Annotated in this window: 29 protein-coding genes and 1 riboswitch; of the genes, 1 reads left to right on the top strand and 28 read right to left on the bottom strand. The window is 46.8% G+C overall.

Annotated elements, in window-relative coordinates:
- Nucleotides 1-10: 10 nt before the first annotated feature.
- The 26 genes from ACFSUB_RS03095 to prsW all read right to left on the bottom strand — a co-directional run bounded on the left by ACFSUB_RS03095 (nt 11) and on the right by prsW (nt 23,302).
- Nucleotides 11-874 (bottom strand): menaquinone biosynthesis protein, encoded by an 864-nt coding sequence (locus tag ACFSUB_RS03095; protein WP_380711714.1) that lies wholly within the window; start codon nt 872-874, stop codon nt 11-13.
- Nucleotides 871-1,473 (bottom strand): UbiX family flavin prenyltransferase, encoded by a 603-nt coding sequence (locus tag ACFSUB_RS03090; protein ID WP_380711713.1) that lies wholly within the window; start codon nt 1,471-1,473, stop codon nt 871-873. Before ACFSUB_RS03090 ends, ACFSUB_RS03095 begins: the two co-directional genes overlap by 4 nt.
- Entirely contained in the window at nt 1,470-2,330 is an 861-nt protein-coding gene (locus ACFSUB_RS03085) for a UbiA-like polyprenyltransferase (RefSeq protein WP_380711712.1), read from the bottom strand. Before ACFSUB_RS03085 ends, ACFSUB_RS03090 begins: the two co-directional genes overlap by 4 nt.
- Nucleotides 2,331-2,353: 23 nt before the next feature.
- Nucleotides 2,354-3,061, bottom strand: a complete 708-nt coding sequence (locus tag ACFSUB_RS03080; RefSeq protein WP_380711711.1) for a demethylmenaquinone methyltransferase — start codon at nt 3,059-3,061, stop codon at nt 2,354-2,356.
- A 16-nt stretch (nt 3,062-3,077) separates the two neighbouring features.
- Entirely contained in the window at nt 3,078-3,884 is an 807-nt protein-coding gene (locus ACFSUB_RS03075; RefSeq protein WP_380711710.1) for a heptaprenyl diphosphate synthase component 1, read from the bottom strand.
- A 39-nt stretch (nt 3,885-3,923) separates the two neighbouring features.
- Nucleotides 3,924-4,139, bottom strand: a complete 216-nt coding sequence (gene mtrB, locus ACFSUB_RS03070; RefSeq protein ID WP_380711709.1) for a trp RNA-binding attenuation protein MtrB — start codon at nt 4,137-4,139, stop codon at nt 3,924-3,926.
- A gap of 16 nt (nt 4,140-4,155) precedes the next feature.
- Nucleotides 4,156-4,725 carry a GTP cyclohydrolase I FolE gene (gene folE / locus ACFSUB_RS03065; RefSeq protein WP_380711708.1) on the bottom strand — a complete coding sequence of 190 codons (570 nt, stop codon included), beginning with the start codon at nt 4,723-4,725 and terminating at the stop codon, nt 4,156-4,158.
- A gap of 287 nt (nt 4,726-5,012) precedes the next feature.
- Nucleotides 5,013-6,494, bottom strand: coding sequence for a stage IV sporulation protein A (spoIVA, locus tag ACFSUB_RS03060; RefSeq protein ID WP_380711707.1), 1,482 nt, complete (start codon nt 6,492-6,494; stop codon nt 5,013-5,015).
- Between the two features lie 191 nt (nt 6,495-6,685).
- Nucleotides 6,686-7,414: a hypothetical protein gene (locus tag ACFSUB_RS03055; protein ID WP_380711706.1), complete on the bottom strand. Its 729-nt coding sequence runs from the start codon at nt 7,412-7,414 to the stop codon at nt 6,686-6,688.
- A gap of 49 nt (nt 7,415-7,463) precedes the next feature.
- On the bottom strand, nt 7,464-7,640 hold the full coding sequence (locus ACFSUB_RS03050; RefSeq protein ID WP_380713166.1) for a DUF2768 family protein: 177 nt from the start codon (nt 7,638-7,640) through the stop codon (nt 7,464-7,466).
- 262 nt (nt 7,641-7,902) lie between these two features.
- Nucleotides 7,903-8,166 (bottom strand): stage VI sporulation protein F, encoded by a 264-nt coding sequence (locus ACFSUB_RS03045; protein ID WP_380711705.1) that lies wholly within the window; start codon nt 8,164-8,166, stop codon nt 7,903-7,905.
- A 66-nt stretch (nt 8,167-8,232) separates the two neighbouring features.
- Nucleotides 8,233-9,315: an NAD(P)H-dependent glycerol-3-phosphate dehydrogenase gene (locus ACFSUB_RS03040; protein ID WP_380711704.1), complete on the bottom strand. Its 1,083-nt coding sequence runs from the start codon at nt 9,313-9,315 to the stop codon at nt 8,233-8,235.
- A gap of 18 nt (nt 9,316-9,333) precedes the next feature.
- Entirely contained in the window at nt 9,334-9,978 is a 645-nt protein-coding gene (gene plsY, locus ACFSUB_RS03035) for a glycerol-3-phosphate 1-O-acyltransferase PlsY (RefSeq protein ID WP_380711702.1), read from the bottom strand.
- A gap of 34 nt (nt 9,979-10,012) precedes the next feature.
- Nucleotides 10,013-11,326 carry a ribosome biogenesis GTPase Der gene (gene der, locus ACFSUB_RS03030; RefSeq protein ID WP_380711701.1) on the bottom strand — a complete coding sequence of 438 codons (1,314 nt, stop codon included), beginning with the start codon at nt 11,324-11,326 and terminating at the stop codon, nt 10,013-10,015.
- A 151-nt stretch (nt 11,327-11,477) separates the two neighbouring features.
- A complete protein-coding gene (locus ACFSUB_RS03025; protein ID WP_380711700.1) occupies nt 11,478-12,077 on the bottom strand; it encodes a YphA family membrane protein in 600 nt (199 codons plus the stop codon).
- Between the two features lie 61 nt (nt 12,078-12,138).
- Nucleotides 12,139-13,200 carry a type 2 isopentenyl-diphosphate Delta-isomerase gene (fni, locus tag ACFSUB_RS03020; protein ID WP_380711699.1) on the bottom strand — a complete coding sequence of 354 codons (1,062 nt, stop codon included), beginning with the start codon at nt 13,198-13,200 and terminating at the stop codon, nt 12,139-12,141.
- A 12-nt stretch (nt 13,201-13,212) separates the two neighbouring features.
- Nucleotides 13,213-14,367 carry a 30S ribosomal protein S1 gene (gene rpsA / locus ACFSUB_RS03015; protein WP_380711698.1) on the bottom strand — a complete coding sequence of 385 codons (1,155 nt, stop codon included), beginning with the start codon at nt 14,365-14,367 and terminating at the stop codon, nt 13,213-13,215.
- A 97-nt stretch (nt 14,368-14,464) separates the two neighbouring features.
- Nucleotides 14,465-15,058: a lysophospholipid acyltransferase family protein gene (locus ACFSUB_RS03010; protein WP_380711697.1), complete on the bottom strand. Its 594-nt coding sequence runs from the start codon at nt 15,056-15,058 to the stop codon at nt 14,465-14,467.
- The gene (gene cmk / locus ACFSUB_RS03005; RefSeq protein WP_380711696.1) at nt 15,055-15,732 is read right to left on the bottom strand and encodes a (d)CMP kinase; all 678 of its coding nucleotides are present in this window, start codon (nt 15,730-15,732) and stop codon (nt 15,055-15,057) included. Before cmk ends, ACFSUB_RS03010 begins: the two co-directional genes overlap by 4 nt.
- 107 nt (nt 15,733-15,839) lie before the next feature.
- A complete protein-coding gene (locus tag ACFSUB_RS03000; RefSeq protein WP_380711695.1) occupies nt 15,840-16,532 on the bottom strand; it encodes a flagellar brake protein in 693 nt (230 codons plus the stop codon).
- 89 nt (nt 16,533-16,621) lie between these two features.
- A complete protein-coding gene (ypeB, locus tag ACFSUB_RS02995) occupies nt 16,622-17,971 on the bottom strand; it encodes a germination protein YpeB (RefSeq protein ID WP_380711693.1) in 1,350 nt (449 codons plus the stop codon).
- Nucleotides 17,972-17,986: 15 nt separating this feature from the next.
- Entirely contained in the window at nt 17,987-18,913 is a 927-nt protein-coding gene (gene sleB / locus ACFSUB_RS02990; protein ID WP_380713165.1) for a spore cortex-lytic enzyme, read from the bottom strand.
- 308 nt (nt 18,914-19,221) lie between these two features.
- Complete coding sequence (locus ACFSUB_RS02985; RefSeq protein ID WP_380711692.1) at nt 19,222-21,051, bottom strand: bifunctional homocysteine S-methyltransferase/methylenetetrahydrofolate reductase; 1,830 nt, start codon at nt 21,049-21,051, stop codon at nt 19,222-19,224.
- A 31-nt stretch (nt 21,052-21,082) separates the two neighbouring features.
- A complete protein-coding gene (locus tag ACFSUB_RS02980; protein ID WP_380711691.1) occupies nt 21,083-22,189 on the bottom strand; it encodes a methionine biosynthesis PLP-dependent protein in 1,107 nt (368 codons plus the stop codon).
- 98 nt (nt 22,190-22,287) lie between these two features.
- A riboswitch (SAM riboswitch) is annotated at nt 22,288-22,395 on the bottom strand.
- Nucleotides 22,396-22,458: 63 nt separating this feature from the next.
- Nucleotides 22,459-22,623, bottom strand: coding sequence for a hypothetical protein (locus tag ACFSUB_RS02975; RefSeq protein WP_380711690.1), 165 nt, complete (start codon nt 22,621-22,623; stop codon nt 22,459-22,461).
- Nucleotides 22,624-22,639: 16 nt separating this feature from the next.
- Complete coding sequence (gene prsW, locus ACFSUB_RS02970; RefSeq protein WP_380711689.1) at nt 22,640-23,302, bottom strand: glutamic-type intramembrane protease PrsW; 663 nt, start codon at nt 23,300-23,302, stop codon at nt 22,640-22,642.
- 99 nt (nt 23,303-23,401) lie between these two features.
- Between prsW and ACFSUB_RS02965 the strand changes: the two genes are divergently transcribed.
- Nucleotides 23,402-24,376 (top strand): asparaginase, encoded by a 975-nt coding sequence (locus ACFSUB_RS02965; RefSeq protein ID WP_380711688.1) that lies wholly within the window; start codon nt 23,402-23,404, stop codon nt 24,374-24,376.
- Here ACFSUB_RS02965 and ACFSUB_RS02960 read toward each other — a convergent pair.
- Complete coding sequence (locus ACFSUB_RS02960) at nt 24,373-25,362, bottom strand: YpdA family putative bacillithiol disulfide reductase (RefSeq protein ID WP_380711687.1); 990 nt, start codon at nt 25,360-25,362, stop codon at nt 24,373-24,375. The two genes, ACFSUB_RS02965 and ACFSUB_RS02960, sit on opposite strands and share 4 nt — an antisense overlap.
- Nucleotides 25,363-25,393: 31 nt before the next feature.
- Nucleotides 25,394-25,945 (bottom strand): hypothetical protein, encoded by a 552-nt coding sequence (locus ACFSUB_RS02955; RefSeq protein ID WP_380711686.1) that lies wholly within the window; start codon nt 25,943-25,945, stop codon nt 25,394-25,396.
- Nucleotides 25,946-26,057: the final 112 nt, after the last annotated feature.

Raw genomic sequence — 26,057 nt, 5'->3', positions numbered from 1 at the left:
ATATTCACCTTCAAAATAAGTATTGCACCTCGTTTCCAGCTGCCCATAACTGAATATGGTTTACGGGGTTCTTCAAAAAACCGTATTTGTACAGAAGTTCAAAATAATAAAGCAGTCCTTCTTTTTCTTTTTCCCGAAAATCATAATGCAGCCCGCGGAAGTAGTCATCCCAGAATAAAAGGCTTCCGCCATGTTCCTGCTGCACCTCCTGCACCATCTGTTCAAAGCAGCTGTGCAGTGAAAGAGCTTTGCTGTAATGAAAGGCTTTGAAAAGAGTTTTTATCATGTTCTGGTCGTTTTCGGCAGCCGCGTTCCTGATAGCAAACACTGCATACGTCATCGGGAGTCCGGTATGTTGGTACCACAGCTCACCCAGATCATAGCAGAATAAAGATTGATCCGGCTTCCATGATTCACGGATCGCATCATCTCCTATTAATAAAAAGGCATCATGTTCCATTTTCATTGATTCCGGATCAGGATACATCGTCTCATAATCAATACGTGTTAAACCATAAAATTCTGCGAGAATAATTTTCAGCAGGTGGACAGAGGTCGCGCTCGAAGAGGTTAAAGCAATCGAACTTCCTTCAAGCTTATCAATCTCTTTTTTCGAAAAAAAGAGAATGGAACCTACTTTTCCATAGGAAGAAACGGATAAGTCCGGAAGCAGCTCCAGATCATCAGCATTCTCCCCGTAGGCAAAGGAGGAAATACCTGCTGCATCAATCGACCCCTCTTTTATACCCGCATTCAGCTCGGCAGGTACCTTTGGGTAAAATAAGCATCCCCGGCTTTCCAGTTCCCTTTTATCAAGAAAATGAAAAGCAGGAATAATATTGGTATAGGAGATTTCACCGATTCTAATGCTCACTTTTTCTGCCCCCATCTCGTAAATAAAGCGTGATTCACACCAAGACTGTCCAGAATTTTGCCGGCTACAAAATTAATCAGGTCGTCTTTTGTCTCTGGAAGATGATAAAAACCCGGCATGGCCGGTACAATCAGAGCTCCGTTTCTCTCTGCTTTTGACAGGTTTTCAAGATGAATACCGTGCAGCGGCGTCTCTCTTGGCACAAGAAGGAGCGGACGCTTCTCCTTGAGCTGCACATCCGCCGCCCTCTCAATTAAATTTCCAGATACGCCGTTTGCAATTTTGGACAATGTTCCCATGGAGCACGGGGAGACGATCATTCCATCGGTGTGATGAGAACCGCTTGCGATTGGAGCCTTGAAATCCTGCAGTTCGTGCATCATCCATTGATCATTTTCGTATCCGGCAAACAGCTGCCGCACACATTCCTCTCGATCCGTCGTATCAAGGAGCAGTTCTTCGCGGAAAACCTGCCATCCTGCCTCGCTTACCAAAAAATGAATGTAGTGTCCCTGCCTCAGCAGTTCTTCTGTGACACGGATGCCGTACACCGCTCCACTGGCACCGGTGATCGCTACAGTAAATGTTTTTACAGTCATAACAGCATGTCCCCAATTGTGAAAAACAGCATAACAAAGCTGATGACGCCATTCATCGGAAAGAAGGCAACTCCCACTCTGGACAGGTCATTGGGTTTCACAATAGAGTGTTCATATGTCATCACAAGCCCGGCAATCAGAACTCCTGCCAGATAGACCCAGGAAAGCGGAGAAAGAAAATGCAGAGTGAGTAACGCAAGAAAACTAATGCAGTGAAAAAGTCTGGCTGTCATCAAAGCTTTTGGAACGCCGAACCGGGAAGGAATCGAATAAATGCCTTCTTCGTCATCATGCTCTTTATCCTGGGTGGCGTAAATAACATCAAAGCCCGCAATCCAGAATGCTACAGCAAGAAAAAGCAGTAATGCTTCCGGACGAAGAGTCCCGGTTGCACCGACCCATCCTCCGAGCGGGGCGATGGCTATCGTCACACCGAGAAAGACGTGACAAAGCCAGGTGAACCGCTTTGTGTAAGAATAAAATGTTAAAAAGAATACAGCAGCCGGAAGAAGATAAACCGACAACATATTAAGCTGAAAGGCCGCGATCAATAAAACGAGCAGGGAAGCGGCGGTAAACAGGATGCTTTGAGTCATGGAAATCAACCCGGCCGGGATCGCGCGCCCTGCTGTGCGCGGGTTCCGTTTGTCGATGCGGGCATCAATCACACGGTTCATCGTCATGGCAGCACTTCTCGCCCCCACCATGGCAAGGGTGATCCATACCCATTCCATAATGGAAGGCCATGTCCCTTCCACCATTAAACTTCCAAGTACCGCCCCGAGAAAAGCAAACGGAAGGGCGAATACGGTATGCTCAAATTTGATCATTTCAAGTATGATTTTTATTTTTTTCATTTATGTACTTCCTTTCCAATACTTCAGCCGCTTTTCCATGCCGAATGGGCGGCAGCGGTTCCCATCGCAAACGATGTCACATCCACTTTACGGAATCCCGCGTCTGCAAACATGAGCGTAAGGAGATTCTTGTCAGGAAAGGCGGCGGTTGATTCCTGAAGCCAGGAATATTCCTCGTAATTTCCGGCAACAAGTTTCCCGAGATAAGGCATCATATAGCTGAAATATATGGAATACAGCCGCTTGAAACAGCTGTTTTCAGGAGTCGATGTCTCAAGACAGACCGCCTGTCCTCCTTTTTTAAGGACTCTGTACATTTCGCGCAGCACCGTTGGATAATCCGCAGCGTTACGCAGTCCAAAACCAATCGTAACATAATCGAACGATTCATCGGGAAATGGCAGATCCATCACATTCGCCTGAAGCAGTTCAACCTGGGAAAGTCCTTTTTGCTCTATCTTTTCCTGCCCGGTTTGAAGCATACCGGCGCTGAAATCAACTCCTGTCACACTGCCGGAACTTCCAGCTGCTTCTGCAAGATCCATCGTCCATTCCGCTGTACCACAGCAAAGATCCAGTACTACAGCACCTTGTTTCACATTCAGCGCCCCCATCGTTTTTTTTCTCCACGATTTATGAAGACGAAAGCTTATTACCGAGTTCATCAGGTCGTATTTATGGTGTATGGTTTCAAATACTTCATGTACTCGTTCTTCTTTTGTTCTATTCATGGAATCCCTGCCCCCGTTACTTCATCTCTGCTTTTATAAAATCGCGGGACCATGTTGTCAGCACACTAAAGAGCAGCTCGTTTTTGACGGAGGTTGTTGTATGTAGTTTTTGATACAGCTCTTTTTGCAGCCTCGCGATATGACGGGTCAACCACTTTTCAACACTTTGTGCCGGCCACGGACCGAGCCGTTCTCTTCCGCCTTCCAAAAACGCATGGATGGACTCCGCCGGCGCCGAAAGATCATAGGTTTCTTTTGGTTTCCGTTCATGAACAAGCCGCTTTAACAGAAAAAAAGTTTCGGCGAGCGAACCGGTCTCCGGCTTCTGATAAAACGAAGCAATATTATTTAAAAAAGCACCTTCCACTAACGCCATCCGGGAAAGAAGCACTTCTTCGCTTTCATTTTCACAGAAATGAAGGCTCATTTTTTCTTCGTTGATTTTTTGAATAGCATCACTGAACACTGGTATTACCTTGGCATGAACATCTCTATCAAGCATGCTGTGGTACAGGCTGCTGAAAAAATCACCGGCCAGAACGGTCAGCTGTCGGGGCTTTTTATCGAGAAGTACTTCCTGACTTCCGGTTTCCACCTTTTCATGGGTGATAAAGGCCGCCTGAACCAAAAGAGCCGATAATATCTGTTCTCTTTGTGCATCTGCAGAAAGAGAAGAATCCGAGAGCAGCTCCATCATAAACAAAATATAATCATATTCGATACCGGCCTCTTCGATATATTCTTTTAAATATGGATGACTTGTCAGCTGCTTAAATTCGTGTTCAATTTTCTGCACCTCTGCATTTTCATACAGCTCTTTCATACGTGAGAGGCCCCCGATCTATTAAAAATTTCCGCCGTGCTATTCTTCTGTTCTCAACTCGCCGTGACTAGTCTGAATCACAGCTTTTCCTCTGACTTTCACCGCGGAGGTGTGTTCAGTAAACTGGGCAATCATTACTTCACCCCGGTCCAGCTTCTCCGAGTGATGGAATCTGGTGTCGGTTCCCCGGGTCAAGCCGATAACATGTACTCCGTCTTCTTCGGCCTTAATAACACAAAAATCATCAGACGCCATGTTCTTCCCTCCTCTGTTATGAACGGTTAATAAGTGTCAGCACTTCCGCCCTTGATGCTTCATCATTTTCAAATGATCCCCGGACCGCTGATGTGACCGTTTCGGTACCCGGTTTCTGGATTCCGCGCATGGTCATACACATATGCTCAGCTTCCACTACGACAATTACACCATGGGGTGTCAGTGTTTCCAGAATACTGTCGGCTACCGTGGATGTAATTCTTTCCTGCAGCTGCGGTCTTTTCGCCACTGTTTCCACTGTTCTTGCCAGTTTACTTAACCCAGTAACCTGTCCTTCTTTTGGTATGTAACCGACATGGGCTTTTCCGTAGAATGGAACAAGATGATGCTCACACATCGAGTAGAACGGAATATCTCTCACAAGAACGAGCTCTTCATGTTCTTCTCCAAATACGGTTTGAAGGTGTTCAGCCGGATCCTGCGACAAACCCTGAAAGACTTCCTCGTACATTCTGGCTACCCTTTTCGGGGTATCCAGAAGACCATCCCGGTCTGGATTTTCCCCGACGGCCTCCAAAATGGAATAAACTGCTTTCTCTATTTTATCGTGATTAACGTCAGACACTCCCTTTTTCCCCCTGTCTCCACTTAATATGACCTTTGAAAAATTTTAGCATAAGGGTATGTAGAAAGCAAAGAATCAAGATTTTTATTTACAATAATAATATTATGTAAATTATATGAGACAGTAAGTTTCAACACGATAAAAAATGCTCCCGATTATCATAAAAGATAGTCGGAAGCATGTTGCCCAGGGCTTGGAAATGTACAAAGCCCCTTAACGAGCCATCAGCTTTTCTGCAGTCCACTTTTTACCAATCATGCAGCCGTTTCACTCTCATACCGCATCTTTTACAGTATGATCGCAATCAACCCTCCGGATCCCTCATTGATGATCCGCTCCAATGTTTCTTTCAATTTGTAGCGGGCATTTTCCGGCATTAAAGACAATTTAGCCTGTATTCCTTCGCGCACTATAGAGTTAAGGGAGCGCCCGAAAATGTCCGAATTCCAGATGGACAATGGATTCTCTTCAAAGTCCTGCATGAGATAACGGACAAGTTCTTCACTCTGCTTTTCCGTCCCGATAATCGGAGCAAATTCAGATTCAACGTCCACTTTAATCATATGAATGGACGGCGCCACCGCTTTCAGTCTCACTCCAAAACGCGATCCCTGTTTAATAATTTCCGGTTCATCAAGGCTCATGTCGGTTAAAGCAGGAGCTGCGATGCCGTACCCTGTTTGTTTCACCATTTTCAATGCTTCGCTCACTTGATCATACTCTTGTTTGGCATGAGAAAAATCCTGCATCAAATGGAGCAGATGGTCTTTGCCTCTGATTTCCACCCCGACGACTTCTTTTAATATCTGGTCGTACAAGTGCTCCGGCGCATACAGATCAATTTCAGCAACGCCGCGTCCCATTTCAATGCCTGCCAGCCCTGCTTCTTCTATGAATTCAAAGTTTCCCGCAAACTGCTGGACCACTCTGTCTACATCCCGAAGCCTCTTAATGTCTTTTACCGTGTTGCGCACGGATTGTTCATATTCCTCACGAAGCCAGTGATTGTCCCGAAGCACCATCACCCAGCTCGGCAGATTTACGTTCACTTCATGAACCGGGAATTCAAAAAGCACTTCCCTTAATACGTTGTGAATATCGTGCTCTGTCATACTTTCTATGCTTAGAGCCAGTACCGGAACATCATGTTCTTCCATCAATTCCTGCCGAAGGGCCTCTGTTTGTGGATGGTGCGGCTGTACAGAGTTAATCACCATGATATAAGGCTTTCCTACTTCATTGAGTTCCTCCATGACCCTGTCTTCGGCTTCCACATAATCATCACGGGGGATGTCTCCAATTGTTCCGTCTGTTGTAATCACTACTCCAAGTGTTGAATGTTCCTGAATAACTTTCCGTGTACCGATTTCAGCTGCTTCCTGAAATGGAATTGGATCTTCGTACCACGGGGTATTAATCATACGGGGGCCGTTTTCATCCTCATACCCTTTTGCCCCTTCCACCGTATACCCGACACAATCAACGAGCCGTACATTCACTTCCAGGCCTTCTTCCACTTCAAGCGAGACAGCATTATTGGGCACAAACTTCGGTTCTGTCGTCATAATTGTACGTCCGGCTGCGCTTTGCGGCAGTTCATCCGTGGCCCTTGTTTTATCGACTTCACTTCCCATATTGGGAAGCACAACCAGCTCCATGAATTTTTTAATAAACGTGGATTTACCGGTACGGACGGCGCCGACAACTCCTAAATATATATCTCCTCCGGTCCGTTCTGCGATATCCTTGAAGATATCCACTTTTTCCACTGGATCCCCTCCTGTTCAATAAAATTCCGATACCGGTCTTACATGTATGACAATATATATCTATGATGAATACAATAAGTTATGCCTTGTTTATGTACAGAACCGCTGTAGAATATAGAACGAACAGGGAAGGAAGGCGTAAACCCGCAGCATAAAAAAAAGCACCCCGAAGGATGCTGTGAAGCACTGTTCTATTCATTTTTTTCCTTGAAAACCGGGTCCCCGTTTTCATTAATCGTATACGGGACAGAGTAAGCTGGTACAATAGGCGAATGACGGGCCAGAATGGTTCTGATATCATCTCCGGATTGCAGCTGATGTTCATATTCCTGCAGGGCGATATTCAGGTCTATTGCATAATCAATCCGCACTTCTCCTTGAGCATTAATCAGCATAGGCAGCGATGTATCAGCATGATAAGGGCTTTCCACTTTCATTTCGCCGCTGTAATCGAGACGCTCATTATCTATTTCAAATACTCCGGGGCCCACAGGTTCCTTTATTGGAGCATACTCATTGCTGTCGATATAACTGTTGACCGCCCGCTGCAGCTTCTGCACTTCATCCATAATGCTTAAATCAATGACTTTCACCGTCGGTTCTTCTTCGGGGGTAATAATAACATACCGGTACTTCCCACCGTTTTCAAAAGAATTTCCCGGCGGCTGCTGCATATAACGTGGTATTAATTCGTTGAATGAAATCTGGTATTTCTGATAGATGGGCGTGTCCGCTTCGACCGTTCGGATAGGCAGAACACCCGTATCTTTTTGATATTGTTCAACCGCCTGCTGCACTGATTGCAGCTGGGATTCATAAGGAACCTGATTCTCCGCACGCTCATCCTGGGGAAACAGACATCCCGATAACAGCAGCACTGCAGCTGCCATTGCGCCAATCAGCGGGATATACCGCTTCAATAGCTTTCACCTCTCTGTCGTCAGGGTTGTCCTGTAACAGCTTTTGTATCTACTCCGCAAGAGGTCCTCTTATGACAGTAACGAGTACAATTAATCCAGCCGTAACAAGAAATATAAAAGACACAGTTAAAACAAGAAACCGTAAGAATCCGGATAATTTATGGGATAAAACAGATAACGCTGCGGAAGCAAACATTAAAAAAATCCCGAAAAACGCAACCCACATACTTTGTAACGCCGTCATTACCCTGTCCTCCTTTTTCCAGACCATATTATAACACAACGATATCGGCCTATGGCACAATGGTGGAGAGCTGTGCGGTGACAAAATCATGAAAAACCAGCCGGTACCGGGGCGGAGTACGGCTGGTTCCAGCTATATTCTTCCCTTTTTCAGCACAGCCTTCCTTCTACTCTGTTTACTGTATTCATGAACGGATCTGTTGGAATGAGCATTCGCCTCTGAAACGGAAAGAAAATTTCTGTTTTTAACGACTGGACTGAAACCATTTACTTAAAGAAGCCAGGTCGAGTGGGATATCATTATTCATGACAGCCTTCACCAACTCATCTTCTTTCCGGGCGGATACGGATTTGCCGGCAAGAGCACCAACGTCCCTGATCACTTTACGGACTGTTTTCTCATCCTGGAAATCGGCTCCCTGCAGCGATTGGACAAGCTTCATGATATCTTCCTGCTTCACGTTCGTATTTTTTTCGATGTTATCAAACATTGAATCACTGTGCTTCATACAGCAGCCTCCCTTTCTCACGATTCACCCCATTCTATGCGGGGCAGGAAAGAGACGTGCTTTTCATTACCTGTCTGCCCCCGGGCCTTGACCTGAATTGTTCCATTTTTCCTGAAAATCAGGATCAAGCAGCAGGGACATGTTTTCTTCTTCATGTTTACGTTCTCTGGCCATCAACTGACGGACGGATTCTTCTGGTTTTTTTCCTTCAAACAGAACGTCATATAAAGCTTCTGTAATCGGCATTTCCACGTTCTGAGCGTCAGCGAGTCCGTGAACCGCTTTCGTTGTCCGAACGCCTTCAACAACCATCCCCATCTCTTCCAGCACGTCATCAAGATAAGCACCGCGGCCTAACTTTTCTCCAGCGCTGCGGTTCCGGCTGTGGCGGCTGAAACAGGTGACAATCAAATCTCCGAGACCGGAGAGACCATTAAACGTCAGAGGGCTTGCTCCAAGCGTCACCCCCAGCCGCGAAATTTCAGCAAGGCCCCGTGTCATAAACGCAGCCTTGGCGTTATCTCCAAAACCAAGTCCGTCAGTCATTCCAATTCCGAGCGCAATGATATTTTTTAAAGCGCCTCCGATTTCGACCCCGATGATATCCTGGTTCGTGTAAACGCGGAAATAGTTATTCATGAAAAGCCCCTGGACCTTTTCTGCGGACAGCTTATGACTGGAAGAAACGGTTACGGTCGTCGGCTGCTTATCACACACTTCCTCCGCGTGACTCGGTCCGGAGAGCACGGCAATATGATTCGAGGCAGTGCCGCTCAGTTCTTCTTCCATTACTTCAGAAATCCGTTTGGATGTGCCGGGCTCGATTCCTTTGGAAGCATGAATCAGTACTGTATCTTGCGAAAGAAACGAACGTAGATCTTTCATCATCTCCCGGACCGCTTTAGCCGGCACAACAAGCAGAATATAACCGGCATCCTCCGTGCATGTTCGAAGATCGGTGAAACCCTTCACCGTGCCGGGCAGATGAAATCCGGGAAGATATTGCTCATTTGTGTGATGTTGATTGATTTCTTCAGCTTGATCTTCTCTTCTGGTCCATAAGTGGACGTCCTGCCCGTTATCAGCAAGAACGGACGCCAAAGCTGTTCCCCAGCTTCCCGCTCCAATGACTGCAACCTTCTCCGCCATATTTGCCCGCCTTTCTTATCAGGATACTTTACTGCCTATCTTATGTTCGTTTCCTTTTATCAGCCGTTTAATATTGCTGCGGTGTTTCCAGACCGCCAGCACACCGATGACGGCTGTCAGATAGAAATAGGGAGACGGATGATCATAATGGAAATTAGTCAGGATAATCACTACAGGAGTAACAACAGCAAAAATGAGAGACCCCAGAGATACGTACCGTGTAAACACAATCGACAGTATAGCTGCGATCCCAACGTAAACCGCCGGGAAGAATACGAGGCTTGCTACAACACCAATGGTGGCAGCCACTCCTTTTCCGCCTTTAAAACCATAGTAAACAGGCCAGTTGTGACCGGCAATCGCGGCCGCGCCGGCAAGTGCCGAAGCCATTCCCTCCACTTCACCAAACGCTGTCCACACTGGAAAAAAGTCTGTTATCTCAAGCAGTCGTGCTATCCAGACCGCGGCCACTCCTTTTAACACATCAAGAGAAAGAACCGTAATGGCTGGACCTTTTCCAAGCACCCTCAGTATGTTTGTCGCACCCGCATTACCACTCCCGTGCTGGCGGATATCTATTTTTTTTACGTTCCACGCGATAACATAACTGAAACTGATCGAACCTAGAAGATAAGCGATCACAATTGAAAAAATAAGTTCCACTTGAATTCTCCTTTAAATGAGAAAATAATACCGGCTAATCGCTTTTCTTTCTTGCGATAATCTTTATCGGGGTGCCTTCAAAATGAAAGGCTTCTCTCAGCCTGTTCTCCAAATAGCGGTGATACGAAAAATGAAGAAGATCAGGGTCATTAACAAATAAAACGATGGTCGGCGGTCCAACCGCAACCTGGGTTGCATAATTGATACGCAGGCGTCTGACTCCATCAGTCGGTGTCGGATTCATAATGACAGCATCAACAATGACATCATTGAGCACATTGGTCGGCACCCGCAGGTTATGATTGTCGGCTGCTTCTTTCACCACGGGCAGCAGGTGCTGCATGCGCTGTTTTGTAACGGCTGAAAGAAAAAGAACCGGCGCATACGGCAGAAACTGAAATCCCTCACGAATATCGTCGGTGAAACGGGACATGGTTTTATCATCTTTTTCAACGGCGTCCCATTTGTTTACGACCATCACGATGGCTCTTCCGGCGTCTTCAGCGTATCCGGCTATTTTTTTGTCCTGCTCGAGAATCCCTTCTTCTCCGTCGATGACCATCAAGACGACATCCGACCGCTCAATCGCACGGAGAGCTCTCATGACACTGTATTTTTCGGTATTTTCATACACTTTCCCCCGTTTTCGCATACCGGCCGTATCCATAACGGCATACTCCTGCCCGTCTCGTTCAAATACTGTATCGACAGCATCCCTTGTCGTTCCAGGCATATCACTGACTATGACGCGTTCTTCTCCCAGCACAGCATTAACCAGCGAAGATTTACCGACATTCGGCCGTCCTATGACTGCCATTCTAATCGTATCTTCTTCGTAGTCATCGCCTTCAACGGCGGGAAATTGGCGTACAACCGCATCCAGCATATCTCCCAGTCCAAGGCCGTGCGATCCTGATACAGGATAGACTTCACCAAATCCAAGGCGGTAGAAATCGTAAATGTCCATCTGCATCTCGAGGTTATCAATCTTGTTCACACCTACGACGACCGGTTTATCCGTCCGGAACAAAAGGGAGGCTACTTCTTCGTCTGCTCCTGTCACCCCGTCCCGGCCATTGACCAGAAATACAATGACATCCGCTTCTTCCAACGCGATTTCCGCCTGATGGCGCATCTGCTGAAATAACGATCCTCCGCCGACATCAATTCCGCCTGTATCAATAATATTAAACTCCTGATTCACCCATTCTGCTTTGCTGTACACTCGGTCCCTGGTCACACCAGGAACATCCTCCACAATCGCCAGTCTTTCCCCTGCCATTCGGTTAAAAATGGTGGACTTACCGACATTCGGCCGGCCGACGATTGCAACTACGGGTTTGGACATTGTGCTCTTTCCTTTCTTATCGTTCACATTATGTTACTTTGTTTTCTCTTCATTTTTCATTCTTTACTTAAAGACCCTGCAGATGGAAAAAAGTAGGACTATCCCTTATAATAACTGCATAAACAGCTTATTTATTGTAGCAGATGCAGACTTACCGGGGCAAACTGGATATCGTTACGTTTTCATTACGTTTCAGGATATTGGCCCCTTTTGTTGCCGCATCATAAATATGAATCACAAGAATCAGAAAAAGAATGATTTTTATCAGCGAAGGATCTCCAAGTATAACGTCTTCTGTTAACCTGCTGAGGTGAATCCGGCTGAGAATCTCTCCGGAAGAACAAGCCGTCACAGCTATGGACACACGCTCATGGAGAGAATTCCCGAATACCAAAAAAAGGACTGAAAAAATAGAAAGATAGGTGACGGAGTGTCCGAAAAGAAATACGACGGGTTCATACCATTCCGCCATTCTTACCGCAGCAAATAAAAAAGCAAAAGCTGCGGAAAAATAAAAAACTTTCCTTTTTCTATCGGACGGTATGAGAGGAAAAATGAGCAGCCCGCCGCCATACAGAAGCAAAAAGGCTGGGTGAATGACGATAGAAGCTGTCTGCCACTCCACAGGGAAAAGAACAATGGTAAGCAGCACAAAAGCGGCAGACGTGGTTCTGTATTTATTTTTCACGGCAAAAAACGTCTGTATCATCCATATGTACCATAGAATGAGTAAACATAGAATACTATTCATTATTTTTCCTTTTTTTCACCAGCATAACCATACTGAGCGCTTTTCAAACCGGAAAAAACATTTACCTGTGTATTGTCCGCCGGCTGTAGGCGGTTGTGTCAATACCTCGTTCCGTGAGCCATTCATTTGTTCTTCCTTCAATAACAATTGGCACCCTTTTCAATTCGGAGATGGTGGAGGCTCCTGTGGCGGTCATTACCATTTTCAACTCGTCCATGCATTGATGCAGAAATGCTTCGGCCTGCTTTTGACTTCCATTTTGCAGTGCTGATAGAACTGTACCTGCCAAAGCAGCTGCGTCCGCACCGAGGGCAATCGATTTCGCTGCTTCCACCCCGTTCCGGATTCCTCCGGACGCTGTTATGGAAAGGGTATTTCGAGCGGAGACTGCTTCTGCAATCGACGAGGCTGTAGGAATACCCCATTCATCAAAAAAAGAGAGGTGCTGTTTTCGCCGCTGGTTTTCAATCCGAGAGAAATTAGTGCCTCCGTGACCGCCTACATCCACAATCGCTGCCCCGGTGTATTCCAATGCTTTTATGTTCTCTGCGCTCATCCCAAATCCCGTTTCTTTTACAATGACCGGGATGTCGAGTGCCTGGACGGTTTGCTGTATACGATCCAAAGCCCCTCTGAAGTCACGGTCACCTTCAGGCATCACAAGCTCCTGAATAACATTCAGATGGATTTGAAGAGCATCGGCTTCAAGCATCTCCACAGCTTTCACTGCCTGCTCCGGTGTCAGTTCACTGCCCAGATTGGCGAACACACGGCCGTTTGGATGATTAGCACGCACCGTTTCAAACGTGTACCGCTCCCGTTCATCTTTTACAGCTCCCATCTGCGATCCCACTGCCATCGCTGCACCTGTTTCGGCAGCAGCCAGGGCCAGAGAACGATTAATGTATTCTGTCTCTGACCCACCACCGCCGGTCATCGCATTAATAATAAACGGCGAACTTAAAGAAAGTCCGCCGATCATTACAGATACATCGATTTCCGACAAAGAAGTTTCAGGTAAGCTGTTATGAACGAAACGGATGTCATCCAGACTGTTCCAGGAAGGCATTCCTGTAGATAAGGCGTATTGAATGTGATCCTTTTTTCGTTCAGACCTTGTCACGCTACCCGGCTCCTATTCTTTATACTTTTTAAGCTGGTCTCCAATCATATCTCCCAGGGAGAATCCGGCATGATCTTCCTCCGGTGCTTCATACTCTTCCTGAACTTTTTGATTAGGAGTATCTTCTCTTTCAAGTTCCCGTATACTGAGGGAGATACGTTGTTCAGCCGGATTAATATCCAGTATTTTCACGTTAACCGCCTGACCTTCTTCCAGCACTTCACTTGGTGTTCCGATATGGCGGTTGGCGATTTGGGAAATGTGGACAAGACCTTCCACGCCGGGAGCAACTTCAACAAAAGCTCCGAAGGATACGAGACGTTTAACCTGTCCTTCGATAATGTCGCCTGCTTCCATCTGGCCGTCAATTGTTGTCCATGGCCCGGGAAGGGTCTCTTTAATGGAAAGGGAAACCCGCTCGCTTTCCGAATCCACTGCAAGAATCTTGACATCAATTCCGTCGCCCTCATTCACGATTTCTCCAGGTGATTCCACTCTGTGATGGGCCATCTGGGAAATGTGAACCAGACCGTCCACGCCGCCGATATCTACAAAAGCGCCAAAATCAGTAAGACGCTGCACGGTGCCTTTTACAACATCTCCAACCTGAAGATTTTCCAGAAGCTCTTTCTTCTGTTGATCAGCTTCTTCATCCAGCACCGCCCGCTGGGAGAGAATGAGCTTGTTGTCTTCCGGATCAATTTCAGCTATTTTCAGGCGCAGGGTGCGGCCTTTATAGTCGCTGAAGTCCTCCACAAAGTGGCGTTCCACAAGAGAAGCAGGGATAAATCCACGGACGCCGAGATCAACAACCAGACCACCTTTTACTACTTCCGCTACTTCTGCTTCGATAATGTCGCCATTATTAAATTGCTCCTGGAGTTCTCCCCAGGCTTTATCAGCGAGTGCTGCACGGCGGGAAAGAACAAGTTCATCATCTTCAACTTTTGTCACCTTGCATTCCAGTTCATCATCCTCCTGCAGGATGTCATCCACTTTTTCCACGTGAAGACTGGACAACTCACTTATCGGAATAACAGCATCGACTTTATAACCTGCATCCGCATAAGCCTGTTTTTCTTCCACTTTGGTGATTTTCGCGTTTACGATATCACCAACATGCAGTTCATTCATTCCGGCCATTTCATTATTCATTTCGTCAACCATTGACTTCTGCCTCCTTCACTGTCCTCAGGGAACTTCAAACTAAATATTTTTAAATTCTTCCGGTAGAAAGAATTTGTTCCTGTGTTAACGCAGGTTATCACCTGCTTTGTTCCATATGTTCTTTTTTCAGACCACGGATCTGGTCCATGATCATCTCTGTGGTTTCCGCAGCATCCGCCTTTCTCTCACGCACAGAGTCCATATCCACCGGCGGCCCGTAAATGATTGTTACCCGGCCGAAAAGCTTATATGACCCGACGATGACAACAGGAACGACAGAGGCTTTCGAACGCAGGGCAAAAAAGCCTGAACCTGCAAGCCCGCTTCTGATTTCCCCTGTCGTACTTCTTGTACCCTCAGGAAAAAGACACAAAACATGTCCTTCATCAAGAAGTCCAAGCCCTTTCTTAAGCGCCCGGCGGTCACTGCTTCCACGTTTCACCGGAAATGCTCCAACTCTTGTCAGAACAGCATTTACCGGTTTTTTTTCAAACAGCTCCTCCTTCGCCATAAAGGTCATGGGGCGTGACATAAATGATCCAAGCAGGGTAGGGTCAAGATTACTGATGTGGTTCGAGCATAAAAGCACAGGACCAGTTTCCGGAATGTTTTCCCGGCCTATAACGCGGACTCTCATAAACAGAGAAAAAAACGTGCGGAATAATGCTCTCCCAATACGGTAAAGGCTCATACCTCATGAATCCTTTCCCCGGCCAGTTCGCATATCTCTGCCGCCGCCTCTTCAGCGGACAAGTCTGTCGTGTCAACCATGACAGCGTCATCAGCCTGGACGAGTGGAGAAATGTCTCTGCCCGCGTCTTTTTCATCCCGGATCTGAATGTCTTTCATCATCATCTGAAGGTCAGAAGATATCCCCTTTTCCACATTCTCAAGATGACGCCGTCTGGCCCGTTCTTCAACGGAGGCGGATAGAAAAACTTTCAACTCCGCGTCCGGAAGAACTGTAGTACCGATGTCACGACCGTCAAGAACAGCTCCACGGTTCTGTGCCAGTTCCTGCTGTTTTTTTACCATCTGTCTGCGCACTTCTTCGTGGGCCGAAACATCCGACACGGCAGCAGTTACATCATTGGAACGGATCGCAGAGGTTACTTCCTCTCCGTCTACGAATACCCTGTTACCGTCCGGCGATGGAAACAGTTCAATATCTGTCTTTTTTAATAACGCGGATATGCCTTCTTCATCCTTGATATCCACGTTATGATGAATAACATTCCAGGTTAACGCCCGATACATCGCACCGGTGTCGATGTAGACATATTGTAATTGTGAGGCTGCGGTTCTGGCCACTGTACTTTTCCCGGCCCCGGCAGGACCGTCAATTGCGATATTGATTTTGTTCATAGAGCACCTCGATGTTACAATATGTACTTCTTTGCTGTGCACAATGGATAGTACCATTGCTGGTGGTAACATTCTTAGATTATCATATCATAAAGCGTTGAACAAATCTAATGATTCCGGCTGTTTGTGTGTTTTCGTGCCTCAAGCTGCTGTTCGAAACAGTACTTGATAATCAGCTGTCTGTCTCCATCACTGATATTATTAAACCGCAGAGAGCATCTATCTTTGGCCGCACCTTGTGCCTCCATAATCCGTACGACACTACAGGAGAGATGCAGGTAGTGCATACTGCCCTCCAGCGTGTGCAGTATAACCCATGCGTTGATGATATCCTCCTGATTGAGTCCGTGTCCGGGCGGCAAAAGGAGAGCCATACCTCCTCCACTGATATCGATTGTGGAAGAAACAAACGGGACAGCCTCTGATTTCTGTGGATGTACAGCCGCATCAAGGGCTGTATTAATTCTGACATAATTTCTGCGTTGAACTCTGATGTAATGGTCTTTTCCGGGATCGGTCAACAGAATGGATCTTACCTGTCCCTTTTTTCTTCCCTTCACTTCTGTTTCAAATGTATATACTGCTTCATCTTTTCCAATAAACCAGGCATTGAGCTCCACCCCTTCCATAAAAAAACCGGTTCGTCCGGTTTCTGCATTAACAGGTGGATCCACAACAAAAAGGCCGTTATCATAATCAATCAGTTTACAACGGTAGGTTTTGACTTCCGAACGGCCCCGCTCCAGAGACGCATGTACCTCTTCGAGTTCAAGATGGATGGTATCACCGATATGTATCATATATTCCCCTCCCTGTCACGGCGCTTCTAGTAATAACGGGAAAAGAAGAAGCATTCAAGCTTCTTCTTTAAATGATTCCCATATTTCTCTTACATGGTATCATATACCGGTTCAGCGTGCTTCATTTTTTCCACTTTTTCTTCTTTGCCATTGCCGGCATTAATATAAATGGTATACGTGTCATTATTAATGGTCCCAAAAAACTCGTAGCAGAATACGTCATCACCGTCTTCCGTCTCAATAACCGCCTTCTGTCGTTCTTTCACTTCAACCTTTGGATTTATTTTCTCTTCGGCTTCCTCTTCGGTTATTGCCGGGCTCAGGGCGCCGCGTTCTTTTTTATTGATAAGATGTTCAGCTCCCTTAAAGCCGACAATTTCCCCGTCATCAAGTGCAGCCTCCACATAAACTGTCTCCGGATAAATCTTCACCCCATTGATGACCGGTGCGAACTGAAAAGCGCCAATGGTATCATACTGATTCCCTTCAATCATTTCCATATTCTTAAAACCATTCCGTTCCAGAAACGCGAGAGCTTTCTGTGAGGCTTTGTTCAAGCTGATCTCCTGCTCATCGACCGGCCTTGCCTGTAAGAACCAGAGAGGATGCCCGCCTTTTTTTGTCATGTCCATGTAAATAATATCTTCGCCTTCCGGTTCTTCCATCGTCATCGTATACCCTTCGTATGCTGAGCCCGGCTCAAGCTCTGATATTTCCACTTTCATGGAATCCGGAATGTGTAGAAACTGTTTTGCTTTTTTTGCAGCCTGTTCTTTGTTGAGTGGTTTCCCTTCTACTTTCTCAGCTATCTGCTTATCAGCAGCAGGATCGATCGGATCATCAGGAGCAGCGCCTGATTCTCTGAATCCTTTTGCCTTGTTGTCAATCGACTGAAAACCATTTGCAATGGAATTATCCATTGGACTTCCGTTTTCTGCCATCGTCTCTTCCGCTTTGGTCCATTTCAGCTGGTTTTTAAGGGAAGAAGCCTGTAATTTGCGCAGGTCATTTTTAATCTCGCCGGACTGCTCATAATACCGCTGAAGTTTATCATATTCCTTGTTGGACAACGGGGCTTGACCAAGGTCCCGCATCGTTGTCTCATAACTGAAATCACCTATTTTATTAAGCAGTTCTTCTGTATCATGAAGGGCCATCATACCAATTGGAAGCTGCCCTAATTCACTGCGTGCCATCTCAGAAATTCTCCACACCTCGGCCAGCGAACCTGACAGCTGATTCTTTGAGTTCATCGCAAGCGTTGTACCGACTTTATCCTGAAGTTCATCTAAATGAAAAGTCAAATCGTGAAAGGCGCGCTGATAGTTATTCTCGTTTTCGATTCGGAGTGCTTCATTCTGTTCTGCCTGGCCGGCCCCCCAAAATCCGGTACCGATTAAAGCCAGTCCCAGAACTCCTATAATAATGTTACGTACCACCGTATTTCACCTCCATTATTTACTGAACTTGTGCTTGCCTATTGTTTTTATCGTTTCCCGCCCGAAAATCCAGTCCGAGGTAGCTGTGACCGGGTTGTAATAATAAATCGCCCCTCCGGAAGGATCCTGACCGTTAACAGCATCCAACACAGCCTTGCGGGCCTGCTCATTTGGCTCCATATAAATCTGACCATCTGCTACAGCCGTGAAAGCCCTCGGTTCAAAAATGACCCCGGACGCAGTATTGGGAAAAGAAGAACTCTCCATACGGTTGATAATAACCGCTGCTACAGCGACCTGCCCTACATAAGGTTCGCCTCGCGCTTCACCGTAAACGGCATTGGACATAATTTGAATATCATTTTCAGAATAACCGTCAGGAACGTTCATGGCTTTTTGAATATCAGCCCGATTGGATTGATTTTCGTCCACACTGCCCCCATTACTGCTGTCTCCCTTCTGGTTATTCCGGTCTTTACCTGCCTGGCCGTTTCTCTGCGTATTCCGCTGATTTTGCTGGGGTCCGCCGTTTTCTTCTTTTTTCCGGGGCTGCTCTTGTTTCTTGCCGCCCTCTGCATTTCCTTTGGGTCCTTTTTCGATTTCATCGGGAGTGCCTCCGTAATGCGTGAAGTCTCTCCCCTCTTCAAGCGCCTTTTTAACAAATGCTTCATTGTACTTGGTTGATTTCTCAAGCATTGCTTTCATGTCCGGACCGACCATTCCATCAACATCCATTCCAAATTCATCTTGATAATTTCTTACCGACCAGTACGTGCCCCATCCAAACACACCATCTATCGTGCCTTCATAAAAACCGTTATACTGAAGTCTTGACTGAAGTTCCACTACATCATCACCGGAGGCACCTTTTTGAACAATCTGGTCGGAAAACGCTTCTGCCTGTCGGACGGGAAAGGCCGTCAAAATGATACCGACAAGCATTATTCCCGCTATCCGTTTCCGGGCTTTTTTGTTAGTCATTTCTATGCTGAACCCCCTTCTTTGCTGTCACTTCATGCCGGTTATGGTTATTTTCTTCCCACCTGCACTTTTTATACATCCCTATCCGACGTGTGAATCACGTATTTTATAAAATTGTTTCTTCACCATTTTCGCAGACACCTTTTCCACTACATGGGGAGGTTTACTTCCATTCAAACTCAACCTCCGATTTTTCCTTCGTCCTTTACTATTAAAAAACTCCCTCTGTTATAACAGAAGGAGTCGTTCTTACAGCTGCTGGAGCTTTTTTATGTTTTATTATTTTTTCCGCGTACGTAGGCTGTTAATTCTGCGGTAATATCAAAACGCAGGAATGGAGTTATTAAATATACTCCGTGAAAATACTTCAGGGACTCGTCGATCAGTTCTTTGGAAATGGCGATTCCTTCTGCCTGCGCCGCTTCTCGATCTTGCGCGCATGCTGCCATTCTTGCTCTGATTTCCTCTGTCAGCTGGATTCCAGGCACTTCATTGTGAAGAAATTCAGCATTTCTGCTGCTGACAAGCGGCATAATTCCTATATAGATGGGAGTCGAAAAATGCTTTACTTCCTCGTATATGTTTTCAAACTGTTCATTTTCATACACCGGCTGCGTCATAAAATAATCCGCTCCGGCTTCGATCTTTTTTTCCAATCGCTGCGCTGCTTTATGCAGATTCCTGACATTAGGATTAAAAGCAGCAGCGACAGTGAATGATGTTTGTTCACCAAGAGACGTTCCGGAGTACGACCGGCCTTCATTCATTTCCTTTATCAAGGAAATCAGCTTAGTGGAATTCATATCATATACGGATGTTGCACCTGGAAAGTCGCCGACTTTTGACGGGTCTCCGGTTACAGCCAGGATGTCCTGAATTCCCATCGTATGCAGACCAAGCAGATGAGACTGCAGGCCGATCAGATTCCGGTCCCGGCACGCAAGATGCAAAAGCGGACGTGCTTTTGTTCTGTTCTGCACAGCGGCCGCCATTGCCATATTATCAATCCTCGGACTAGCAAGGGAGTTATCGGCCATTGTTACCGCATCTGCTCCTGCCTCATAGAGCGCTTCTGCGCCGCGTATAAACTTTTCCGTAGCCAGTTTTTTCGGAGGATCGAGCTCTACCATCACCGAAGGTCTGTCACGATTGACTACATCAAGCCGCTGTTTCGGCGGATGGATTCGTGACGCAGCCGGAATTTCCCGGGCAGGTTCCGGTGCAGCTTCCTTCTCTGTGATTGGAGTCGTGTTTTTTACCGCCTCTGCCGTCCAGGCAATATGATCCGGGGTCGTGCCGCAGCATCCTCCGATAATATTGACACCTTCATTTTTCAGATCAAGCGCCCGCTGATAAAAATATTCCGGGTTGGACTGATACACGAAGCGGCCGTCATCAAGATTAGGGAGACTGGCGTTGGGATAAGCGGAAAAATAGATATGTTCCATTAATGGAACATGTTCAAACGATTTTACCAAATGATACGGACCCATCCTGCAGTTCAATCCAGCCACCTCAGCACCGGCTTTTTTCAGTTCCTGAAATACCTCAGTGACCGGGATACCTCCATGCATAACACCAACTTCCCCGAGAGCAGCCTGGGCAATAATCGGCACGTCTGTCATACTCCGCAGCAGCCGGACCGTTTCCAAAAGCTCCTGCCCATCATAAAATGTTTCCAGCATGAAGACGTCCGGCTGTTCTTCAACCAGAGTCTGGATCTGCCTCAAGTAAGATTCAAGAATGGTATCCCGGGTAATATCAAGCGGCTGCACACCGGTTATTCCACCTACAGTAGCTGCTGCAAAAGCACGGGAACCGGCAGCTTCTTTTGCCATACGCATTCCCTGCCGGTTAATGCTTTCCACTTCATGATCAAGTGAATATTTTTTTAGTTTTACGTCATTGGCAGCGTACGTATTCGACTGGATAATGTCCGCTCCGGCATCCACATATTCCTGATGAACGTGCTGAATAACATCCGGTTCCGTCACATTCAGTGACTCAAATGAACCATTGTATCCCTTGTCATAAAGGTAGGTGCCCATCGCTCCGTCCCCTACCAGCACTCTTTGCTTTAACTCGCTGACAATATTCACTCCACGTCCATCCTTTCTTCCCGCTCCATGATCAGGAAAGGTTGTTCAGAGCCTGATCGAGATCGGTGATTAAATCATCCGCATGTTCAATTCCTACGGAAAAGCGCAGAAGCCTGTTGCACACTCCATTTGCCGTCCTTACTTCTTCAGGCATATCTGCATGCGTCTGCGTTGCCGGATACGTAATAAAACTTTCCACACCGCCCAGACTCTCCGCGAACGTAATCACCTGCAGATTCTTCAGAAGCGGATCCACCCAATCTTCATGCTCGATCCGGAAAGAAAGCATCCCGCCCTGTCCCGGATAAAGTACGTCTTTGATCTTTTCATGGTTCTCAAGAAATGCAGCAACAGCCCTGGCATTTTCTGTATGTCTTTGCATCCTGAGCGAAAGAGTCTTCATGCCTCTCATAAGCAGCCAGGAATCCATCGGTGAAAGTATGGTTCCCATCCCGTTCTGAAAGTCTCCAATGGTGTTTCCTGTTTTTTCATCTTTGGTGACAACAAGACCTGCAATGACGTCATTATGGCCGCCCAGGTATTTCGAAGCGCTGTGAACGACGATGTCTGCTCCTTCCTGCAGAGGTTGCTGCAAAAGCGGCGTATAAAACGTATTATCCACAATGAGAAGAAGATTGTACTCACCGGCCAGAGCAGATAATGCTTCAAGGTCCGCTTCCTGCATCAGTGGATTGGTCGGGGTTTCAATAAACAGGGCCCGTGTATTTTCATTTATCAACGAAGCAAAATCCTCCATGAATCGTGGATCACCATACTGAACTTTCACGCCCCAGCGTGTCCATCCTTCTTCAAAAAGCCTGTAGGTACCCCCGTATATATCCTGGGAAGCCAGGACTTCATCACCGTACGAAAACATGGAAAATAGCGTCTGGATAGCAGCCATACCGGAGCTGAAAGCAAAGCCCTGTGCTCCTCCCTCAAGTTCAGCTATCGACCGTTCAAGGATATCCCGGGTCGGGTTGCCCGTCCTTGAATAATCATAACCGGTCGACTGCCCGATACCACGGTGGCGGTAAGCGGTTGAAAAATATACGGGCGGATTCACCGCCCCTGTCTTTTCATCGGTATTATTGCCTATTTGTACAAGACTGGTTTCTACATGATGACGGCTGCTCATTTTGTTTCACACCTTTTCCAGAAAATTATATGTAAAAATAAAGAAAGGTCTTCTCCCGGATAAGAAGAAGACCTTTTTCCATAATGGATACTTACTTCTTCTCATCTGCTCAGGTAGCTTTCCCTGTTGGATTTAGCACCTGACCGGATTCCCGGCAGGCTGCTGAGATATCTTCGGGCCTGTCCCTCCATCTCTCTCGATAAGAATCTGTATGACATTGTTGTTATTAAAACCGTACACGATAACGACGGGTTTTGCAATAAACAATATTATTCAGGGGTTACATCTATGCGGAGATTGGATTCATTACCGCAAACGCATTGCTTGAATCCTGTTTCAAGTTCTCCTTTTTTGTTCGTCCTCCCGCGGAGTACATACTTCTCCCCGCATCCGGGACAGCGCACAATAACGCGGTAACGTGTATCAACCGCCATATTTTCCGCACCCTTTCTATGCTGTTTTTCCATCTGCCTTTTTCGTACGCGATAACGCAAACCACCATAAAAAAAACATAAACGGGACAATAATATATACTACATTTTCGTGAATAGTCAGTAAAATGTAATCATACAAACCGTGCAGGGCAATCGGTACAATAATGGAAAGCAGCATCCACAACAAATGCCGGCGATTCTCCTGCTTTTTGGCACTTCCCATGTAATACCCCATTACAACGCCGAAAAGGGCATGGCTGGACACAGGAAGGAAGGCACGTCCGAGTGCTGAGTCAATACCAAGAGCCATTAAGTACATGATGTTTTCAGCAGATGCAAATCCCAAAGACAATGCTGCGCCGTACAATATGCCGTCATACCTCGTCTGAAACGGTACAAACCGGTAAACGGCAGAATAAAGCAGGAACCATTTAAAAAATTCTTCCATTGCAGCAGCACTGCCAAAAGCCTTTACCCAGTCCAGGGTAAGAAGCGACTCCGCTTCCAGAGCATATTGAAGCACCATGATGGGAAATACAAGCAGTGCGCCTATAACAAACGCTCTTATAACCTGGATCAGTGTATTAGGTTCATATTCATTGCGGAGATAAAAGTAACTGAGAAGCGCAATGGCCGGGGCCAGAGCGGCTGTTATAAGCGCAATCACTTTCGTTCCCAACCCCTCTCATTCTTTTATCTTAACACGGTATTTTCAGACGGGAAAAGAGAGCTTATGATAGGATTACATTGCAGGACCAGCGAAAGGAATGATATGTATATGAAAACCATTGTTATTCTACATACCGGCGGCACGATCGCCATGCAAAAAGATACCGAAACCGGCGGAATTACGACCGGGGAGGTGAATCCACTGCAGCAGTCCATGATCCCGGGTACGGATACGTACCACATTATTTCGGAGGAACTTCTGCAGCTGCCTTCTCCTCACATGACGCCCGGCCGCATGGTCTCTTTATATCACGGGATGCAGGACCGGATTCATCGTTTTCAAGCCGACGGGGTTGTGATTACTCACGGTACCGACACGATGGAAGAAACCGCCTTTTTGCTTGACCTTTTTCATAACAGGGACGTCCCTGTGGTCATCACGGGCGCGATGAGGTCAGACAGCGATCTGAGTCCGGACGGACCGCTTAACCTTGCTGCCGCCGTACATACAGCAGCCGACGATCAGGCGCGCGGAGCAGGAGTACTTGTCGTGATGAATGAAGAAATTCACGCCGCAGCGGATGTTATGAAAATGCACTCTTCCAACGCAGCGGCCTTTCAGAGCCCCGAAACCGGTCCAATCGGCCGTTTCGTCAATAACCGTATCCATTTGAATCACCGCCCTGTGCACAGGCATGTGTTTCCTGCTGGATCGATGGATAAAAAAGTACCACTTCTCAAAACGTATACCGGAATGGAACCGGAAGTAGTCGAACACCTTTCTTCTTTTCCCCTGGACGGTATTGTACTGGAGGGGATGGGAATAGGAAACATCCCTCCCTCTATTACCGCGCCTGTTTATACTCTGCTCGAACGGGGCGTCCCGGTCGTTCTTACATCGCGGTGTCCAGGCGGTACCGTCGAGGACGTGTACAGCTATGAAGGAGGCGGCCGCAGATTAAAGGAAGCCGGCGTCGTGTTCACCGGCGGCTGGAGCGGCCCGAAAGCAAGACTGATGTTGATGGCGGCTCTTGAATGCTGCTCCTCCCGGGAGGAACTCAGACAATGTTTTGAAGAATTTTAAGAATCTGTACAGCTGCTTTTCTTGATGGATGATGCAATACGGTCTCCGTGGTGGCGCCCGTTTTCAATGAATATCTCATTGGCATCGTTTCCCGCAGCAAGTACGCCGGCAATATAAATGCCCGGCTCGTTTGTTTCCATCGTCATGGGATCGTAAACGGGGCGCCCGGTATCAGCCTCCACTTCCACCCCCATGTTCTCGAGAAAAGAATGATCAGGGTGGTACCCCGTCATCGCAAACACAAAATCAGACGGCACACTGCAGGATTGTCCATTTTTTTCATACCACACATGAGCCGGAGTAATCTCCTGTACTTGTGCTTCATAGACCATGTCCACTTTTTTATGACGTACCAGCGAGTAAAAGTCAGGGAGAATCCAAGGTTTGACAGCGTTTGAAAATTCACTCCCCCGGTACAACACCGTAACAAACGCTCCTGCTGACTCAAGAGCAAGAGCTGTGTCCACAGCGGAGTTTTTGCCCCCTATGACCGTTACTTTTTTCTGGAAATAGGGGTGGCTTTCCCTGAAATAGTGAAAAACATGAGGGTAGTCCTCTCCAGGAATGTTCATGATGTTGGGATGATCAAAATAACCGGTCGCCACTACGATTTTTTTTGCATGATACGAGGTTTTTGGTTGATTCCAGGGCTTTGTTTCCACCGCAAAATATCCGGATTCTTTCTCTACATTCTCCACCTGTTCATAAGAATGAATGCGGAGCCCGCTTTTTGCTGCAACCTGGCGGTAATAGACGAGCGCTTCATGACGTTTTGGTTTCCGTTCGGTAGAGGGAAATGGATATCCTCCGATTTCCAGCTTTTCACTTGAACTGAAAAATGTTTGATGAAGCGGGTAATGCGAAATGGCGTGGACCACGTTCCTTTTTTCTATTATCAGCGGGTCATAACCCTGCCTCTGTAAAGCGATGCCGGCCGCAAGCCCGCATGGACCTGCGCCGATTATAATTACATTTTCCGTATTCATTGTTATTACTCCTTGAGTATATATTCCTTCTCTATCCATCGGCGAGAAATGAAAGAGCATTCCTCTCCTGCAGCACAGTACCTCTTTGACGAATGGAGGCAGCGTCCAGACAGGATCGTTCCCCGTATTCTTCCATAAGCATTTCCAGATCTTTGGCAGCAGAAACGGGAACGTCTTCAAACAGCAGATAGCTGAAAGGATAAAAGAAAATCAGCGTGCCGCCTGTTAAAGCAATGGACCGTGCCTGCTTTGACAAAAAAATAAGATCCTCTCTGGCTGCAAACCGAAATAAAAGTTCTGACTTCCGGGCAGGGGAACCGCTGATTTTAAGCTTCCGGCCTTCCTCATCCAGGCATTCAACGATAAAGAGCAGGACGTCATCCCATGACCTGCTGATTTCTGCATGCAGCTGTGCATCTTCCCCGATATTGAAATGATCGCAAATGATTTGAAACAGCACCGCAAACAACATTTCTGATTGCTTCGAAGACCAGCATTCAACCGAATTCCCCTCGCTGTAAAAACGGTCCTCTTCGTGCAGACGAATCATGAGCCGGTCTTCCGGCAATGTATATAATTCCATTTTTCTCCCCCTGTTCTTCCCTCGTTTCCAACATAACAGAGCTTTCTGCCGTCATCTTATTCAAACGCCGGGAAAGGAGTGAGAAGAGATGCCGAAAAGACCGGGGGCAAAA

It is taken from the genome of Salibacterium lacus (assembly GCF_042684865.1).
GTDB lineage: Bacteria > Bacillota > Bacilli > Bacillales > Marinococcaceae > Salibacterium > Salibacterium lacus.
The sequence above is the reverse complement of the archived record's forward strand: the minus strand, read 5'-3'. Positions and strand labels throughout refer to the sequence as shown.

Bases quoted from the DNA above. Each gene is read 5' to 3' on its own strand.
- ACFSUB_RS03090 (WP_380711713.1), bottom strand. From the start codon at position 1,473: ATGACTGTAAAAACATTTACTGTAGCGATCACCGGTGCCAGTGGAGCG.
- ACFSUB_RS03085 (WP_380711712.1), bottom strand. From the start codon at position 2,330: ATGAAAAAAATAAAAATCATACTTGAAATGATCAAATTTGAGCATACC.
- ACFSUB_RS03080 (WP_380711711.1), bottom strand. From the start codon at position 3,061: ATGAATAGAACAAAAGAAGAACGAGTACATGAAGTATTTGAAACCATA.
- ACFSUB_RS03075 (WP_380711710.1), bottom strand. From the start codon at position 3,884: ATGAAAGAGCTGTATGAAAATGCAGAGGTGCAGAAAATTGAACACGAA.
- mtrB (WP_380711709.1), bottom strand. From the start codon at position 4,139: ATGGCGTCTGATGATTTTTGTGTTATTAAGGCCGAAGAAGACGGAGTA.
- ACFSUB_RS03050 (WP_380713166.1), bottom strand. From the start codon at position 7,640: ATGTGGGTTGCGTTTTTCGGGATTTTTTTAATGTTTGCTTCCGCAGCG.
- ACFSUB_RS03045 (WP_380711705.1), bottom strand. From the start codon at position 8,166: ATGAAGCACAGTGATTCAATGTTTGATAACATCGAAAAAAATACGAAC.
- ACFSUB_RS03040 (WP_380711704.1), bottom strand. From the start codon at position 9,315: ATGGCGGAGAAGGTTGCAGTCATTGGAGCGGGAAGCTGGGGAACAGCT.
- der (WP_380711701.1), bottom strand. From the start codon at position 11,326: ATGTCCAAACCCGTAGTTGCAATCGTCGGCCGGCCGAATGTCGGTAAG.
- ACFSUB_RS03025 (WP_380711700.1), bottom strand. From the start codon at position 12,077: ATGAATAGTATTCTATGTTTACTCATTCTATGGTACATATGGATGATA.
- rpsA (WP_380711698.1), bottom strand. From the start codon at position 14,367: ATGGTTGACGAAATGAATAATGAAATGGCCGGAATGAATGAACTGCAT.
- ACFSUB_RS03010 (WP_380711697.1), bottom strand. From the start codon at position 15,058: ATGAGCCTTTACCGTATTGGGAGAGCATTATTCCGCACGTTTTTTTCT.
- cmk (WP_380711696.1), bottom strand. From the start codon at position 15,732: ATGAACAAAATCAATATCGCAATTGACGGTCCTGCCGGGGCCGGGAAA.
- ACFSUB_RS03000 (WP_380711695.1), bottom strand. From the start codon at position 16,532: ATGATACATATCGGTGATACCATCCATCTTGAACTCGAAGAGGTACAT.
- sleB (WP_380713165.1), bottom strand. From the start codon at position 18,913: ATGCTTGTCGGTATCATTTTGACGGCCTTTCCCGTCCGACAGGCAGAA.
- ACFSUB_RS02980 (WP_380711691.1), bottom strand. From the start codon at position 22,189: ATGAGCAGCCGTCATCATGTAGAAACCAGTCTTGTACAAATAGGCAAT.
- ACFSUB_RS02975 (WP_380711690.1), bottom strand. From the start codon at position 22,623: ATGGCGGTTGATACACGTTACCGCGTTATTGTGCGCTGTCCCGGATGC.
- ACFSUB_RS02965 (WP_380711688.1), top strand. From the start codon at position 23,402: ATGAAAACCATTGTTATTCTACATACCGGCGGCACGATCGCCATGCAA.
- ACFSUB_RS02960 (WP_380711687.1), bottom strand. From the start codon at position 25,362: ATGAATACGGAAAATGTAATTATAATCGGCGCAGGTCCATGCGGGCTT.
- ACFSUB_RS02955 (WP_380711686.1), bottom strand. From the start codon at position 25,945: ATGGAATTATATACATTGCCGGAAGACCGGCTCATGATTCGTCTGCAC.